This window comes from Methylobacterium sp. UNC300MFChir4.1, from assembly GCF_900110155.1.
In the GTDB taxonomy this organism is placed as follows: Bacteria; Pseudomonadota; Alphaproteobacteria; order Rhizobiales; family Beijerinckiaceae; genus Methylobacterium.
Genome location: NZ_FOCS01000012.1, coordinates 73,636 through 88,512 on the forward strand (window position 1 = coordinate 73,636; position 14,877 = coordinate 88,512).

Sequence of the window (14,877 nt, forward strand, 5' to 3'; positions counted from 1 at the left end):
GGGAGGCGCACCCGGGGCGCGAACCACTCGCTTTGGTTGTAAAATTGAGCATTAAAACAACCATTAGTTAGAACATCGCCGCCACGATGGATCGTGCAGTGGTCGTGCTGCGCGAGTCGCGGAGGGCGATGCGATGGGCATGCGGCGCTTGCGCCGGCGGAGCGCGCCGAACGGGTGGACCTGCCGGCGCGGCAGTTCCGCGGTGGAGTTCGCCCTCGTGGCACCCGTGCTGTTCCTGCTCTTCGCCGGGATCGCGGTGTTCGGGATCTGCCTCGGCGCCGCACACAATCTCCGCCAGATCGCCGCCGAGGCGGCCCGCGCCTCCGTGGCCGGCGTCACGGATGCCGAGCGCGCGAACCTCGCCCAGTCCATGGTGAACCGGAGCCTGAGCGCCGGCGCGATGTTCCGGCCGGGCAGCATCGTCGTGCAGGTCGGGCCGGATCCCAGCGACGCGACGGTGTACACGGTCACCGTCACCCTCGACGCCAACACGCTCGGCATCAACGCCTTCGCGCGCCTGCTGCCGATGCTCCCGACCGTGCTGCGCAGCACCGTCAGCGTCCGGAAGGGCGGCCTGTGATCGGCCGGGGCGGGCGCCTGCATCGCTTCAGGGCCGCACGCGGCGGCAACGTCGCGATTCTGGTGGCGCTCGGCAGCGCGATGCTGATGGGGGCGGGCGCGGTCGGGATCGATCTCGGCCTGGTCTTCCAGGCGCGGCGCAAGGCGCAGGGGGCGGTGGACATCGCCGCCATGCTGGCGGCCGTCGATCCGAGCCAGGCCGACACGGTCGCCCGCCGCTCCCTCGGCGACAACGGCTACGGCGCGGCGACCGCCACGGTCGCGCCCGGCAGCTACGACGCGAGCACCAAGGGCGTCGCCCCGGGCGGCCGGTTCAGCGCCGGCGGCAGCCCGGCGAACGCGGTGCGGGTCGGCCTCGCGACCTCGGTCCCGGTGACCTTCGGCCGGGCGATCGGCCTGCCCGCCGCGGTGCCGCTGCGGGTGACCGGCACCGCCGCGAGCGCGCAATTCGCCGCCTTCACGATCGGGTCCGGCACGCTGAAGCTCGACGGCGGCATCGCCAACGCCCTGCTCGGCGCGCTGCTCGGCGCCAAGCTGTCGCTCAGCGTCAGCGACTACGATGCCCTGGCCAGCGCCCGCGTCGACGGGCTGCGCGTCCTCGACGCCCTCGGGGCGAGCCTCAACATGCAGGCCGCGAACTACACCGACATCGTTCAGGCGAATGCCAGCGTCGGTCAGATGCTGATGGCGCTCCGGGTCGCCGCGGCGGACAACGGCAGCGCGGTGTCGGCCCTGTCGGGGATCCTCAACGCCCTGCCGAATGCCGGAAACCTCGTCGCGATCGGCCAAGTGGACGGGCTCGGCGACGCCGCCGCGCTGGCGCCGCCGCGGGGCTTCGCCGGCCCCTCGCTCAACGTGCTGAACCTGCTGGGCGCGGCCGCCTCCCTGGCGAACGGCCAGAATCAGGTGGCGATCGATCTCGGAGCCACGGTGCCCGGCCTGCTCTCGACCCGCCTGACCCTGGCGATCGGAGAGCGCAAGCGCAGCTCCGGCTGGGTCCGGCCGGGCAGCCGGAACGCCACCGTGCAGACGGCGCAGACCCGGCTGCTGATCGAGACCACCGTCACGGCGCTCGGGCTCGGAACCATCACCCTGCCGGTCTACGCGGAGGTGGCACCGGCGCAGGCGACCCTGCGGTCGCTCAGCTGCGCCGGGTCCGGCGGACGCAAGGTCACCCTCGACGCGCAGACGGGACTGGCGACGCTGGCGATCGCGCAGGTGCCGCGCACCGCGATCAACGGGGGCAGCGCGAGCCCCGACCTGTCGCAGCCCGCGCCCCTGGTCACGGTGCTCGGGATCACCGTCTCCGGGCGCGCCCTGGCGACGCTCGGCACCGGGTCGCAGACCCTCGTGTTCTCGGACGCGGACATCGCCAACCACACGGTGCGCACGGTCGCCTCGGGCAACCTGACCCAGTCGCTCACCGGCAGCCTGCTGCGCAATCTCGTGCTGAGCGTCGGCGACGTCGGCGTGCCGCCGCTGATCCAGTCGACCCTGACGACCGCCCTGGGCACCGTGACGCCGGGTGTCGACCTCGTGCTCGACACCGTCCTGCGCAGCCTCGGCCTGCGTCTGGGCTACGCCGACCTCGAGGTCGACGGCACCCTCTGCAACCAGGCCGTGCTGGTGCAGTGAGCCGGGCCGGACGGCCCGGCAGAGCCCCGACAGGACGCGGCAGCCCCGCTCAGTGGCCGCCGCGGCGCGCACCAGTCGTGGAGGCCTTGGCGATGCGCCGTCCGAGGTGCAGCAGCAGCATGTCGATCAGGAGTTGAAGCTCGGAATCCGCCACCCCCTCCAGGGCGTCGCGGCATTCGAGAGCGCGGTCGACCGCCTGGGTGAGCGCGTCCGCGGGCTCGGGCATCGCGCGCGTCGCCGACGGCTCGTCGGTCACGTCGATGATGACACCGTGCCCGAGGCGCCGGCTCGAGGCGCCCGGCGGGATCCGGCCGCGATCGAGGATCCGGCGGACCTGCCCCGAGGGCGACAGCGTCCGGTACTCGGCCACGAACAGGCCGCCGCGCTCGCGCAGAGCCTTGAACTGCCGCACCACGGCCGGCCGATCCTCGGGATGGACGCAGGCCTTGGCGACCGAGAGCGGGAGGGGGCGCCCGGCGAGCCCGGCATCCCCCGCCAGCACCTCGGCGGCGCCGGCATCGAGGACGCACCGCTCGGCGCGCGGCGACCACGACCACGCGCCGATGATCCCGGAGGCGTCGAGGGCGGACGAGAGGTCGACCGGCCGAGGGCGGGGGCCCTGGATTGCGTCGGCCATCATGGGCGAACTCCGGTTCCAGCGCGCACCGTGCCCGCCTTCGTCGGAGACATACAACCGCTGATGGAATTAATGAGCAGTTAACTCAACTCGATAGCCCGTGAAGCATCAACGGCATTCCCCTGCGCGGACGGCGGAATCCCGATCGTCGGGCCGCCGGGCCGCGCCGATCGGGGCCGGGATCGACCCGCTCAGGTTGCAATCGCGGTCGCGCCTCAGCCGAGCTGCGTGAGCAGCGTGAAGGCGCCGAAAATCAGGACCGCCCCCACCGAGGCGGCGAGCAGGATGAGCGCCGCGCGCGATTCCCGCATCTCCGGTGACATGGCGCCCTCCCTTCGCGGCCCGCGTTGGCTCGCGGGCGAGTTCCGTCAGGATTCGCACCGGCCGGCCGCGCTGTCGACGGCCGGACGGGCTCGCGCGGCGACATCGCCCGCCATCCGGAAAGTCCCGGAGGGCGGGGACGGCGCCCGGCGTCATGCCGCGGTGCGGCGCTCGACCATCCGCGCCAGGAAGGCGCTGCCGATCGGGATGATCGAGTCGTCGAAGTTGTAGCCGGCATTGTGCAGGCCGGGCCCCGGATTGGCGCCGAGCCAGACATAGGCGCCGGGGACCGCCATGGTCATGTCGGCGAAGTCCTCGCTGCCCATCTTGGGCACGACGTTCGACTCGACCTTGTCGGCGCCCAGGAGCTCGGTGGCGACCTCCGTGGCGGCGGCCGCCTGCGCGGGGGCGTTCTCCAGGACGGAGAACACGTCCTGCAGGTCGACCGTGACCTCGGCGCCGTAGGCCGCGCCGAAGCCGGCCGCCAGCTCGCGCATGCGGGTTCCGGCGAGCGCCCGGATCTCCTTGTCGAAGGTGCGGATCGTGCCGGCGAGATGGGCCGTCTCGGGGATCACGTTGTAGGCGGAGCCCGCCTCGATCCGGGTGATCGACAGGACGATGGACTTCAGCGGGTCGGCGTTGCGCGACACGATCGACTGGAGCGCCTGGGCGAGGCCGGTGGCGATGATGATCGGGTCGACGCCCCGGTGCGGCTGGGCGGCGTGGATGCCCTTGCCGCGGATGTGGATGTCGAAGAAGTCCGCCGCCGCCATGATCGGCCCCGGCCGAAGCTTGATCATGCCGTGGCCGCCGCCGGGCTGGTTGTGCAGGCCGTAGATCTCGTCGCAGGGGAAGCGCTCGAACAGGCCGTCCTTCAGCATGGCCCGGGCGCCGCCGCGGCCCTCCTCGGCCGGCTGGAACACGAACACCGCGGTGCCGTCGAAATCGCGGGTCTCGGCGAGGTAGCGCGCCGCGCCGACCAGCATGGTCGTGTGCCCGTCATGGCCGCAGGCGTGCATCTTGCCCGCGTAGGTCGAGCGATAGGGAAGGTTGGTCTCCTCCTCGATGGGCAGCGCGTCCATGTCGGCGCGCAGCCCGATGCGCTTGCCGTTGTCGGTGCGGCCCTTGAGCAGGCCCACCACCCCGGTGCCGCCGACGCCGCGATGCACCTCGCAGCCGAACGTCTCGAGGAGGTCGGCCACGATGCCGGCAGTGCGCACCTCCTCGAAGCCGAGCTCCGGATGGGCGTGCAGGTCGCGGCGCAGGGCCGTCAGCTCGTCGGCGTAGGTCTGGATGCGGTCGATCGGGCTCATGACTCGGCACTCTCGGGGGGGGACGTGTTGGGAGAGGGTTCGGACGGCGGCGCGCCGTCGCGGGCGTCGCCCGCGTCCGCGCGCCGGAACGGCGTCAGCGTGTCGAGAACGTCGACCGCCTCGGCGACGTGGGCGCGCTCCCGCTGCAAGTAATCGGCCACCGCGCGGCGCAGCGCCGGGTCGGCGATGTCGTGGGCCGAGTGCATCAGGACCGGCCGGTAGCCGCGGGCGAGCTTGTGCTCGCCCTGGGCACCCGCCTCGACCCGCTTCAGGCCCCGGGCGATCGCGAAGTCGATCGCCTGATAGTAGCAGATCTCGAAATGCAGGAAGGGGTGGTCCTCGATGCAGCCCCAGTTGCGCCCGTAGAGCGCGGTATCGCCGATGAGGTTGATCGCCCCCGCGATGTAGGCGTCCCCGCGCTTCGCCATCACGAGGAGCACCCGGTCGGCCATGCGCTCGGACAGGAGCGAGAAGAACCGGCGGTTGAGGTAGGGCCGCCCCCACTTCCGCGAGCCCGTGTCCATGTAGAAGGCGTAGAACGCGTCCCAGTGGGCCTCGGTGATGGCCGCGCCGGTCAGGTGCTCCACGGTGATGCCCGGCGCCAGGGCGTCGCGGCGCTCCTTGCGGATGGTCTTGCGCTTGCGGGAGGCGAGGGCGGACAGGAAGTCGTCGAAGGTCGCGTAGCCGTCGTTCTGCCAGTGGAACTGCTGGTCGGTGCGCTGCAGGAAGCCGGCCGCGCCGGCCCGCTCCCACTCCGGCTCGCGCATGAAGGTGACGTGGATCGAGGAGGCCTTGGTCTCGCCCCGCAGGGCCCGCAGGCCCGCGACGAGGCCGGCCGTGGCCTCATCGGGATCGGCCCCCGGGGCGATCAGGAAGCGCGGCCCGGTCACCGGCGTGAACGGCACGCTGACCTGGAGCTTGGGGTAGTAGGCGCCGCCGGCCCGCTCGTAGGCGTCGGCCCAGCCGTGGTCGAAGACGTACTCGCCCTGGCTGTGCGATTTCAGGTAGCAGGGCGCGACGCCGAGGCGGACGCCGTCGCGCTCGACCGAGACGTGGAGCGGCAGCCAGCCGGTCCTGCGCGAGACGCAGCCCGAATCCTCCAGCGCCGACAGGAAAGCGTGCGACAGGAAGGGGTTGTGGGTCTCGTCGCCCGCCGCCAGGGTCTCGGGCGAGAAGGCGCAGGCATCCCATTCCGCCGCGCCGATCTCCTTCAATCCGGGAAGCGCCCGCACGGTCAGTGCGGCGGTCTCCGGCGTCGGCCCGGGTGCTTGCTTCATGGGCCGGACTCTAGCCCCTGACCGGCCGGGGGCAAGCGGGCGGATGCGCGCGGCGACCATGGCAGCGTTGTCAGACGGCCGCCGACGTCACCCGCCCCGCGCTTTCGCGCGGCCTCCAGGACGGCGCGCGGCGACGCGCGCGCGCTCCGAACCGGACGGCGCCGTCGTGGCCCGCGCTCACTCGCCGAGGCGGCCGACGCACGACACGTCGTCCGCCTTGCAGTCGAGGTATCCCTTCAGGACCTTGATCCGCGCGTCGGTCAGCCCCTTCAGGCAGCCGTTGTACTCCATCGCGTAGGCCGAGCCCCCGTCGAGGCCCATGGTCTCGAGGAAGCAGGTCGCGTCCCGGTACGACAGCCAGGCCTTCTGGGCGCCCCGCAGGGCGTCCTTCGTCTTCGGGCCGATCTTCTTCATCAGCTGCCCGTAGACGGCGTTCAGCGCCGTGTCGGCGGCCCGGTAATCGGCAGCCGCGCAGGCGTTGAGATCCGCCTGGGTCGTGCCCGCGCACGGGTCGGCCGCCGGAGCGGGCGCCGGGCAGAGCAGGGTCGCGGCGAGGGCGAGGCCCCCGCAGAGCCGCGCGAAGCGGGCGCGCGCGTCACTCGAAGCGGTCATGGCGATCTTGGTCGGACAGAATCGGACAGGGCGTAGGAAAATTTACGGGACGAAGCCCTCGAACACCATCTGGTCCGCGTGCGCGGCCGCGCGGGCGCGCTGCTCCGCATTCCGGACCGTCCAGGTCATGACGGGGACCTGACCGAGCAGCCGGCAGAGGTAGGTCGGCGCGCAGGGCAGGTCGTCCACCCGCCAGGACAGGAAGTCGGGCCGCGTCTCGGCGAGGTGCAGCAGGTCGGAGAGGGACCGGCGGAGCGAGGGGGTCAGCGCCGCGTAGACCGGGTCGTCCTGCGTCGTCTCCGCCACGATGCCCCGCGGGATCGCGGCGGGGCAGAGGTCGCGCAGGGCCGCGACCACCTGCGGGTCGAAGGATTTCAGCGCCACCGGCCCGTCATAGGCGGCGGCCACTTCGGCGGCGCGGGTCGCGAGCCGCAGGTCGCCGTCGTAGCGGGACTTCACCTCGATCACCACCGGCACCGCCCCGGCCACCGCCGCCAGGAAGGCCGGCAGCGTCGGGATCGTCTCCGCGGACCCGGCGACGGCGAGCGTCCCGAGTTCGGCGGCCGACCGGTCGGCCAGAGCCGCGCTCGCCCCGGTCAGGCGCCCGAGCGCGGCGTCGTGGAAGACCATCGCCTCGCCGTCGGCGCTGAGCTGGACATCGCACTCGATGGCGAAGCCGCCCGCGACGGCCGCCCGGGCCGCCGCCAGCGTGTTCTCCGGCCGGCCCGCCGCGCGGTCGTGCAGGCCGCGATGGGCGATCGGCCGCGCGGTGAGCCAGTCGGGGGCGGCCACAGTCAGCGGACCTCGAACATCGCCTCGACCTCGACGGCGGCGTCGAGGGGCAGCTCGGCCACGCCGACGGTGGAGCGCGCGTGGCGCCCGCGGTCGGCGAGGAGCTCGACCATCAGGTCGGAAGCACCGTTCATCACCCCAGCCACGGCCGAGAAGCCCGGCGCCGCGTTGATGAAGCCGCCGAGCCGCACGCACTGGACCACCGCGCGGTCGAGGTCGCCCACCGCGGCCTCGAGCTGGGCGAGCACGTTGAGGGCGCAGAGGCGCGCGGCCGCCTTGCCGGCCTCGGCCGAGACGTTGCCGCCGACCTTGCCCTTGTGCTCGGCCGCGATGGCGCCGTCCGCGCCGAAGCAGACCTGGCCGGAGATCACCACGAGGTTGCCGGCGCGCACGAACGGCACGTAATTGGCGACCGGCGCCGCCGCCTTCGGCAGCGTCAGGCCCAGCGCCGCCAGGCGTTCCTTGATCGAGCTCATCGGGTTCTCCCAGGTTCCTGCGAATCCGCGGGAGCAGGAGCACGGCCGCCCCCCGCGGCGCAAGGGCCGCCGCCGCGAAGGCCGGGATCGCGGCCCCGCGATTCTCCGGTGATCCGGGACGGGCCCGCCGCAGATTCGCCGTCAGGATCGGCTCTATCGGTGCCGCGCGCAGGGCTGCCCGTCGGGCCCGCCGGGCACTGAAACGTTGACAGGCGCCGGCTCTTTCATAGTAATCGCGCGCGTGCCGCCCAGGACTGAGGCGGCACTTTCATTTGGAGCCGGCTCAACGCTCGCTCCGGGATCCTGCGTGAAACGGAGATGGGACCCGTGACGTCAGCCCTTCTGCCGACCTACGTCCGCGCGCCGCTCGCTTTCGAGCGCGGCGAGGGCGCCTGGCTCGTGACGGAGGGTGGGGAGCGATATCTCGACTTCGGCGCCGGCATCGCGGTGAACGGCCTCGGCCACGCGCACCCGCACCTCGTCGGCGCGCTGACCGAGCAGGCGGGCAAGATCTGGCACACCTCGAACCTGTTCCAGATCCCGGGCGGCGAGCGCCTCGGGCAGCGCCTCGTCGACGCGACCTTCGCGGACGTGGTGTTCTTCTGCAACTCGGGCGCCGAGGCGAACGAGGCGGCGATCAAGATCGCCCGCAAGTACCACGCGGCCGGCGGGCAGCCGGAGCGCTACCGGATCGTCACCTTCGCGGGCGCCTTCCACGGGCGGACGCTGGCGACGCTCGCGGCTGGCGGCCAGCAGAAGTACATCGAGGGCTTCGGGCCGAAGGTCGAGGGCTTCGACCAGGTCCCGGCCGGCGACTGGGCGGCGCTGGAGGCGGTGATCGGGCCGGAGACGGCGGCGCTGATGATCGAGCCGATCCAGGGCGAGTGCGGCGTGCGGGAGATCCCCCACGCGGACCTGCGCCGGCTGCGCGAGATCTGCGACGCCAACGGCCTCCTGCTGATCATGGACGAGGTCCAGACCGGCGTCGGCCGCACCGGGCGGCTGTTCGCGCACGAATGGTCCGGCATCACCCCGGACATCATGAGCGTGGCCAAGGGCATCGGCGGCGGCTTCCCGCTGGGCGCCTGCCTCGCGACCCGCGAGGCCGCGCGCGGCATGACGGCCGGCACGCACGGCACCACCTTCGGCGGCAACCCGCTCGCCATGGCGGTGGGCAACGCCGTGCTGGACGTCGTGCTGGAGGAGGGCTTCCTCGCGCGCGTCGCCCGCTCCGGCCTGCTGCTCAAGCAGAAGCTCGCGGCCCTGCGCGACCGCCACCCGCACGTCATCCAGGAGATCCGCGGCGAGGGGCTGATGCTCGGCCTCAAGCTCGGCGTGCCGAACACCGACTTCGCCGCCGCCGCGCGGGACGCGCACCTGCTGGTGATCCCGGCGGGCGACAACATCGTCCGCCTGCTGCCGCCGCTGACCATCGGCGAGGCCGAGATCGACGAGGCGGTCCGCCGCCTGGACGCGGCGGCGTCCGGCTTCGAGGCCGTGCGCGGCGCGGCCGAGTAGGATCGATCCGCGCGATTGAGAACACCGCCCCCCGGACCCCGGAGGGCGGCCCGAAGCATTTCCGGGCGCGGTCGATCCCGCCGCGCGTGACGGAGATGCCCCTGCCAGGAGGTAGAGTGCGGTTCATGATCAGGTGATCGGTGAGCAGACTCTAGTGATTGTGACGCGATGAAAGCCCAATTTGACGGCCGGGCACAGGCCCCGGCCAGGCACCTGAACGGTGCCGGCCCTCGTCATTTCCTCGACCTCAAGGATTTCTCCGGTGCGGAGCTGCGCCGGGTCCTCGATGCCAGCGCCGCCATCAAGGCGCGCCGCCGCAAGGGCGAGCTGGCGGCCGAACGCCCGCTCACCGGCAAGACCCTCGCCATGGTGTTCGACCGGCCCTCGACCCGCACCCGTGTCTCCTTCGACGTGGCGATGCGCGAGCTCGGCGGCGAGACCCTGATGCTCACCGGCTCCGAGATGCAGCTCGGCCGCGGCGAGACCATCGGCGACACCGCGCAGGTGCTCTCGCGCTTCGTCGACGCGATCATGATCCGTATCCTCGACCACGGTCAGATGCTGGAGCTGGCCGAGTACGCCACCGTCCCGGTGATCAACGCCCTGACCAAGGTCTCCCACCCGTGCCAGATCATGGCCGACGTGCTGACCTTCGAGGAGCATCGCGGGCCGATCCGCGGCCGCAAGGTCGCGTGGTCGGGCGACGCGAACAACGTGCTGGCGAGCTGGGTCCACGCCGCCGCCCGGTTCGACTTCACGCTCAACGTCGCGAGCCCGCCGGAGCTCGCGCCGCCGCCGGCGCTCCTCGCCTGGGCGCAGCAGGAGGGCGCCGACGTCCACGTCACCACCGACGCCTTCGCGGCCGTCGACGGCGTCGATGCCGTGGTCACCGATTGCTGGGTGTCGATGGGCGACGACGACGAGGCGCACCGCCACAACCTGCTCAGCCCCTATCAGGTCAACGACAAGCTGATGGCGGCGGCGAATCCGGGCGCGATCTTCATGCACTGCCTCCCGGCCCACCGCGGCGAGGAGGTGACGGCCGAGGTGATGGACGGCCCGCGCTCCGTGGTGTTCGACGAGGCCGAGAACCGCCTGCACGCGCAGAAGGGCATCCTGGCCTGGTGCCTCGGCGCCAGCGGGCTCTGATCCCGCACTCATACTGTCCGGCCTCGCGCTCGCGGGGTCGGCGCACCATATAGGCGTGAGCGGGCGGCCCGTGCTGCCCGTCTCCCCATCACGGCCGCCGGAAGGCGGCATCCCGGCGACGAACGGAGCGCGCTGCGCCGCCGCTCCCGCTCCGGGCTGGACGGGGTGAGGGATCCGATCGCTCCGCCAAGGTCATCGCCTCACGCCGCCCGGCCCCCGGGAGGACGGATCCCCGCTTTGCCGGCACGCGCCGCCGGACGCATCGATCGGAGAGGGCATGACCTCAGGAACGCAGTCGCACCCCCAGTCGCCATCCCAGCCCCAGAATGCCGGCAACGGCCATGCCGGCGCGGACGACGCCGTCCTGCCCTTCGCCGTCGAGGCGCTGGACGTCCGCGGCCGAGTCGTCCGGCTCGGCCCGGCCGTCGACACGATCCTGCGCCGTCACGGCTACCCGGACCCGGTGGCGCGCCTCCTCGGCGAGGCCGCGGCGCTGACGGTGCTGCTCGGCTCCTCCCTCAAGTTCGAGGGCCGGTTCCAGCTCCAGACCAAGACCGACGGTCCGGTCGCGATGATCGTGGTCGATTTCGAGGCCCCGGACCGGCTGCGCGCCACCGCGCGGTTCGAGCCGGAGCGGGTCGCGGCCCTCGGGACCGGCCCGCTCAAGGATGCCGAGCTGATCGGCACCGGGCATCTCGCCATGACCATCGACCAGGGCACCGCCGCGAGCCGCTACCAGGGCGTCGTCGCCCTCGAGGGCCAGAGCCTGGAGGAGGCCGCGCACCAGTATTTCCGCCAGTCGGAGCAGATCCCCACGCAGGTGCGCCTCGCCGTGGCCGAGGCCGTGGAGGAGGGGGCCGGGCGCTGGCGGGCCGGAGGGCTGCTCGTGCAGTTCCTGCCCCAGTCGGTCGACCGGGCGCGCCTCGCCGACCTGCCCCCGGGCGATATCCCGGAGGGCCACGCGCACCTCTCGGGGGACGCGCCGGAGGACGATGCCTGGGTCGAGGCCCGCTCGCTGGTCGCGACCATAGAGGACCACGAGCTGGTCGATCCGAACGTGTCGAGCGAGCGGCTGCTCTACCGGCTGTTCCACGAGAGCGGGGTGCGGGTGTTCGACCGCCAGCCCGTCCAGGAGACCTGCCGCTGCTCGCGGGAGCGGGTGATGGGCATGATCCGCTCGTTCACGCCGCAGGAGCGGCACGAGATGGTGGCGGATGACGGGCGCATCGTCATCACCTGCGAGTTCTGCTCCCGGCGCTACGACCTCGATCCCCAGGAGGTCGAGGCCGAGATCGCCGGACAGCCCGGCCAGTAGAGCGCAGGACAGCGGGCCTGCGGACCAGCATGCCCGCGTCTACGGCCAAGCTTTTCCGCGCGAAACGCACGAAGATCGGTATTCGTTGCGTAAATTTTTGGGCCCTCCAGGCTGAACCGTTTCGCGACCTTTGACGTTGCGTCGCAGATTCAACATTGGAGGGTACGCCATGCGGAAATTATCGATCGGATTGGCCGCGCTGCTGATCAGCACCTCGGCCTACGCCCAGCAGGGTGGCGCCGATCGCGGCGCCGGGATGGGCGGTCGCGGCGGTCAGGGTGGCGCCGAGTCCGGCATGAAGGCCGGTGGCGGCGAGCGCGGCGGCATGCAGGGCGGCGCCCAGGGTGACATGAAGGGCGGCCGCCAGGCGGCGTCCGAGCGCTCCGGTGCCGAGGCAGGCCGGTCCGCGCAGGGCCGCGAGGCCGGCGGCGAGGGCCGCACGGGCCAGGATCGCATGGCTCAGGACAAGGACCGGGCCGGCGCCGAGCAGGGCGACCGTCGCGGTGATCGCGCCGACCGCGACGAGCGCGGGGTTCGCGACGGCGCGCGTGCCGATCGCGGTGACCGCCGCGGTGACCGCCGCGCCGACCGGACCGATTTCCGCGGCCGGACCGACGTGAGCCGGACGGATGTCCGGTCCGAGCGGGTCGAGGGCGGCTTCCGCCGCGAGGGCCGCTACGTGTTCATCGGCGGCCGCCGGGTCGTGTACGGCTCGCCGGAGTATCGCCGCCTGATCGTCACCGAGAACCGCGGCCCGCGCGCGCGCTACGTCGTGATCCGCGGCCAGCGCGTGCTCTACGGTTCGCCCGAGTACCGCCGTCTGGTCAGCGTCCGCGAGACCGGCCCGCGCGAGCGCTACGTCGTCATTCGCGGCCAGCGCGTGGTGTACGGCTCCCCCGAGTACCGCCGCCTCGTCTCCGTCCAGGAGGACCGCTTCGTGACGATCCGCGGCCAGCGGGTGCGCTACGGCTCCGCCGAGTACCGGCGCCTGAGCGGCGGCGGTGCGGTCAGCGCGAGCTTCCGCTCCGAGCAGCGCGCCGGCGCGCGCTTCGACAACCGCGGCGAGCGCGACGGCATCCGCAACGCGTCGCGGAACGAGGGCCGCAACGCAGGCCGGATGGACCGGAACGACCGCGGCCAGGATCGCGGGATGGACAAGGCCTCCCGTCAGCAGGAAGGCAAGAACGACGGCATGCGCAACAGCGACATGCGCGGCGGCCAGCAGGACGGCATCCGCAACGCGTCCGATCGCGGCGGCCAGCAGGGCGGCATGAAGGCCGGCGCCGAGGGCGGCCGGACGGGCGGCGCGGAGCGCGGCGGCATGAGCGGCAATGCGGGCGGCAACGCGGGCGGCAACGGCGCCATGGGCGGCGCCCAGGGTGCCGGCCGGGCCGGCGGCCAGACGGGCGGTGCCGGCCGCAACTGAGCGGCGTGAGCGCGGGGGCGGGGCCGACGGGCTCCGCCCCCGCGTCGTTTCGAGCTCGTCCGTCGCCCGTCGGCGGCGGGCGAGACCCGGTTCACACCTTCAGGACGGGCTCGGCGATGTCGCCGCCTCCGCCGCGGGCTCTCAGGTAGTCCGGCTGGAACAGGCACATCCGCACGGCGTCGCGGTAGCGCCCGTTGACGAAGAACTCGTCCTTCAGCACGCCCTCGGGGTGGAAGCCGCAGCGCTCGTAGATCCGCACGGCCCGGGCGTTGTCCCGGTCGACGTGCAGGTAGAGCTTGTGGATGTTGAGCACGCTGAACGCGTAATCCATGGCGATCCGGGTGGCCTGCCACGCGTAGCCGCGGCCCTGGAAGCTCGGGTGGATCGCGATCTGGAACTCGCAGCGCCGGTGCAGGTGGTTGATCTCGACGAGCTCGATCAGCCCGGCCGGCTCGCCGCTCGGATCGGCCACGATGAAGCGCCGCTCGGTCTGGTTGTGGATGTTGCGCTCGTAGAGCTGCTGCAGCTCGGCGAAGGACTCGTAGGCCTCCTCGAACCAGTAGCGCATGATGCTGTCGTTGTTGTTGAGCTGGTGGACGAAGCGCAGGTCCTCCCGCTCCAGCGGACGCAGCTTGATGGTGATACCGGTCACCGCATTCATGACGCACTGGCCTCGATCAGCTCGCGCAGGAAGTGCTCACCCTGGCCCAGGGCGTCGAGGGTGATGAACTCGTCGGGCTGGTGCGCCTGGGCGATGTCGCCGGGGCCGCAGACCACCGTCGGGAGACCCGCCGCCTGGAAGCGCCCGGCCTCGGTGGCGTAGGGGACCGCGACGGTGTGGTTGCGTCCGGCGAGGCGCAGGCAGAGGCGCTCGGCCGCCGAGCCCGGCTCCGGGGCGAGGCCGGGGATGTCGACCTCCTCCAGCGTCTCGATCCGCCCGAACGCGCCGTAGCGGTTGAGGCGCTCGCGGGTGACCCACTCGACCTCGGCCGCGAAGAGCCGCGGGATCTCGGCCGGGTCGAGATCCGGCAGGCCGCGATACTCCCAGAGGAAGCGGCACTCCTTGGCGAGGATGTTGCGGGCGGTGCCACCCTGGATCGTCCCGACATGGACCGTGGTCGAGGCCGGGTCGAACCGCCCGGACGGGTCGCCGCGCTCGATCATCAGGTCGGCGATCCGGTTGAGGCCGGCGACGAGGTCGCAGGCGGCCGACACGGCGTTCGCGCCGAGGGCGGGGCGGGCGGAATGGGCCTCGTGGCCGTGGACCGTGGTGAGGCAGGTGACGATGCTCTTGTGGGCGTCCGCCACCTCCATCCCGGTGGGCTCGCCGACGATCACCGCGGCCGGCCGCGGCAGGCCGTCGCCGAACCGCGCGATCCCGTCCATCGAGCCGAGGCAGGTCGTCTCCTCGTCGTAGGAGAGCAGGATGTGGATCGGCCGCTTCAGGCCGGCGGCGAGCATGTCGGGCACGAGCGCCAGGGCCAGCGCGTCGAAGCCCTTCATGTCGACCGCGCCCCGTCCGTAGGCACGGCCGTCGGCGACGCGCAGGGTGAACGGGTCGCCGGTCCAGGCTTGGCCCACCACCGGCACCACGTCGGTGTGTCCGGACAGGACGGTGCCGCCGTCGACCATCGGGCCGACCGTGGCGAGGATCGCGGCCTTGTCGCCCGCCGCGTTCGGGAGGCGCAGGTACGGGACGTCCCAGCCGTCGAGATAGGCGCAGACGGCGTCGATCAGGGCGAGGTTGGACTTGTCGCTCTCCGTGTCGAAGGACACGAGGCGGGCGAGCATGTCGAGCGGGCTCAGCCGCTCGCCGGTCGCGGACAT

At 72.5% G+C, this 14,877-nt stretch carries 14 protein-coding genes; 6 read left to right on the forward strand and 8 right to left on the reverse strand.

Going from position 1 to position 14,877, the window contains the following annotated elements; translation table 11 throughout:
• The first annotated feature begins 139 nt into the window (after window positions 1–139).
• Both BMY19_RS17220 and BMY19_RS17225 read left to right on the forward strand, forming a co-directional pair.
• Window positions 140–580, forward strand: a complete 441-nt coding sequence (locus BMY19_RS17220; RefSeq protein WP_234082799.1) for a TadE family protein — start codon at window positions 140–142, stop codon at window positions 578–580.
• On the forward strand, window positions 577–2,214 hold the full coding sequence (locus tag BMY19_RS17225) for a TadG family pilus assembly protein (RefSeq protein WP_100252402.1): 1,638 nt from the start codon (window positions 577–579) through the stop codon (window positions 2,212–2,214). The genes BMY19_RS17220 and BMY19_RS17225 overlap by 4 nt, the downstream gene beginning before the upstream one ends.
• A 49-nt stretch (window positions 2,215–2,263) precedes the next feature.
• Here the strand turns inward: BMY19_RS17225 and BMY19_RS17230 are convergent, their stop codons facing one another.
• The 6 genes from BMY19_RS17230 to BMY19_RS17255 all read right to left on the reverse strand — a co-directional run bounded on the left by BMY19_RS17230 (window position 2,264) and on the right by BMY19_RS17255 (window position 7,642).
• Entirely contained in the window at window positions 2,264–2,854 is a 591-nt protein-coding gene (locus BMY19_RS17230) for a PAS domain-containing protein (protein WP_100252403.1), read from the reverse strand.
• 470 nt (window positions 2,855–3,324) lie between these two features.
• Complete coding sequence (locus tag BMY19_RS17235) at window positions 3,325–4,485, reverse strand: M20 aminoacylase family protein (RefSeq protein ID WP_100252404.1); 1,161 nt, start codon at window positions 4,483–4,485, stop codon at window positions 3,325–3,327.
• Complete coding sequence (locus tag BMY19_RS17240) at window positions 4,482–5,762, reverse strand: GNAT family N-acetyltransferase (RefSeq protein WP_100252405.1); 1,281 nt, start codon at window positions 5,760–5,762, stop codon at window positions 4,482–4,484. The genes BMY19_RS17235 and BMY19_RS17240 overlap by 4 nt, the downstream gene beginning before the upstream one ends.
• Window positions 5,763–5,939: 177 nt before the next feature.
• Window positions 5,940–6,374, reverse strand: coding sequence for a lysozyme inhibitor LprI family protein (locus BMY19_RS17245; RefSeq protein ID WP_100252406.1), 435 nt, complete (start codon window positions 6,372–6,374; stop codon window positions 5,940–5,942).
• Between the two features lie 42 nt (window positions 6,375–6,416).
• A complete protein-coding gene (locus BMY19_RS17250; protein ID WP_100252407.1) occupies window positions 6,417–7,166 on the reverse strand; it encodes a glycerophosphodiester phosphodiesterase family protein in 750 nt (249 codons plus the stop codon).
• Between the two features lie 2 nt (window positions 7,167–7,168).
• Complete coding sequence (locus tag BMY19_RS17255) at window positions 7,169–7,642, reverse strand: RidA family protein (protein WP_020094162.1); 474 nt, start codon at window positions 7,640–7,642, stop codon at window positions 7,169–7,171.
• Between the two features lie 327 nt (window positions 7,643–7,969).
• Between BMY19_RS17255 and BMY19_RS17260 the strand changes: the two genes are divergently transcribed.
• The 4 genes from BMY19_RS17260 to BMY19_RS17275 all read left to right on the forward strand — a co-directional run bounded on the left by BMY19_RS17260 (window position 7,970) and on the right by BMY19_RS17275 (window position 13,050).
• Complete coding sequence (locus BMY19_RS17260) at window positions 7,970–9,160, forward strand: aspartate aminotransferase family protein (protein ID WP_100252455.1); 1,191 nt, start codon at window positions 7,970–7,972, stop codon at window positions 9,158–9,160.
• A 168-nt stretch (window positions 9,161–9,328) separates the two neighbouring features.
• The gene (argF, locus tag BMY19_RS17265) at window positions 9,329–10,309 is read left to right on the forward strand and encodes an ornithine carbamoyltransferase (RefSeq protein WP_100252408.1); all 981 of its coding nucleotides are present in this window, start codon (window positions 9,329–9,331) and stop codon (window positions 10,307–10,309) included.
• 277 nt (window positions 10,310–10,586) lie between these two features.
• The gene (locus tag BMY19_RS17270; protein WP_100252409.1) at window positions 10,587–11,624 is read left to right on the forward strand and encodes an Hsp33 family molecular chaperone; all 1,038 of its coding nucleotides are present in this window, start codon (window positions 10,587–10,589) and stop codon (window positions 11,622–11,624) included.
• A gap of 169 nt (window positions 11,625–11,793) precedes the next feature.
• Window positions 11,794–13,050, forward strand: coding sequence for a hypothetical protein (locus BMY19_RS17275; RefSeq protein WP_100252410.1), 1,257 nt, complete (start codon window positions 11,794–11,796; stop codon window positions 13,048–13,050).
• A gap of 91 nt (window positions 13,051–13,141) precedes the next feature.
• Here BMY19_RS17275 and speG read toward each other — a convergent pair whose 3' ends face one another.
• Together speG and argE are read right to left on the reverse strand one after the other, a co-directional pair.
• The gene (speG, locus tag BMY19_RS17280; protein ID WP_026605087.1) at window positions 13,142–13,693 is read right to left on the reverse strand and encodes a spermidine N1-acetyltransferase; all 552 of its coding nucleotides are present in this window, start codon (window positions 13,691–13,693) and stop codon (window positions 13,142–13,144) included.
• 14 nt (window positions 13,694–13,707) lie between these two features.
• Complete coding sequence (gene argE, locus BMY19_RS17285; RefSeq protein ID WP_100252411.1) at window positions 13,708–14,877, reverse strand: acetylornithine deacetylase; 1,170 nt, start codon at window positions 14,875–14,877, stop codon at window positions 13,708–13,710.

Coding starts and splice junctions, on each gene's coding strand:
- BMY19_RS17220 (WP_234082799.1), top strand. CDS start 140: ATGCGGCGCTTGCGCCGGCGGAGCGCGCCGAACGGGTGGACCTGCCGG.
- BMY19_RS17230 (WP_100252403.1), bottom strand. CDS start 2,854: ATGATGGCCGACGCAATCCAGGGCCCCCGCCCTCGGCCGGTCGACCTC.
- BMY19_RS17235 (WP_100252404.1), bottom strand. CDS start 4,485: ATGAGCCCGATCGACCGCATCCAGACCTACGCCGACGAGCTGACGGCC.
- BMY19_RS17240 (WP_100252405.1), bottom strand. CDS start 5,762: ATGAAGCAAGCACCCGGGCCGACGCCGGAGACCGCCGCACTGACCGTG.
- BMY19_RS17245 (WP_100252406.1), bottom strand. CDS start 6,374: ATGACCGCTTCGAGTGACGCGCGCGCCCGCTTCGCGCGGCTCTGCGGG.
- BMY19_RS17255 (WP_020094162.1), bottom strand. CDS start 7,642: ATGAGCTCGATCAAGGAACGCCTGGCGGCGCTGGGCCTGACGCTGCCG.
- argF (WP_100252408.1), top strand. CDS start 9,329: ATGAAAGCCCAATTTGACGGCCGGGCACAGGCCCCGGCCAGGCACCTG.
- BMY19_RS17270 (WP_100252409.1), top strand. CDS start 10,587: ATGACCTCAGGAACGCAGTCGCACCCCCAGTCGCCATCCCAGCCCCAG.
- BMY19_RS17275 (WP_100252410.1), top strand. CDS start 11,794: ATGCGGAAATTATCGATCGGATTGGCCGCGCTGCTGATCAGCACCTCG.
- argE (WP_100252411.1), bottom strand. CDS start 14,877: ATGTCCGCGACCGGCGAGCGGCTGAGCCCGCTCGACATGCTCGCCCGC.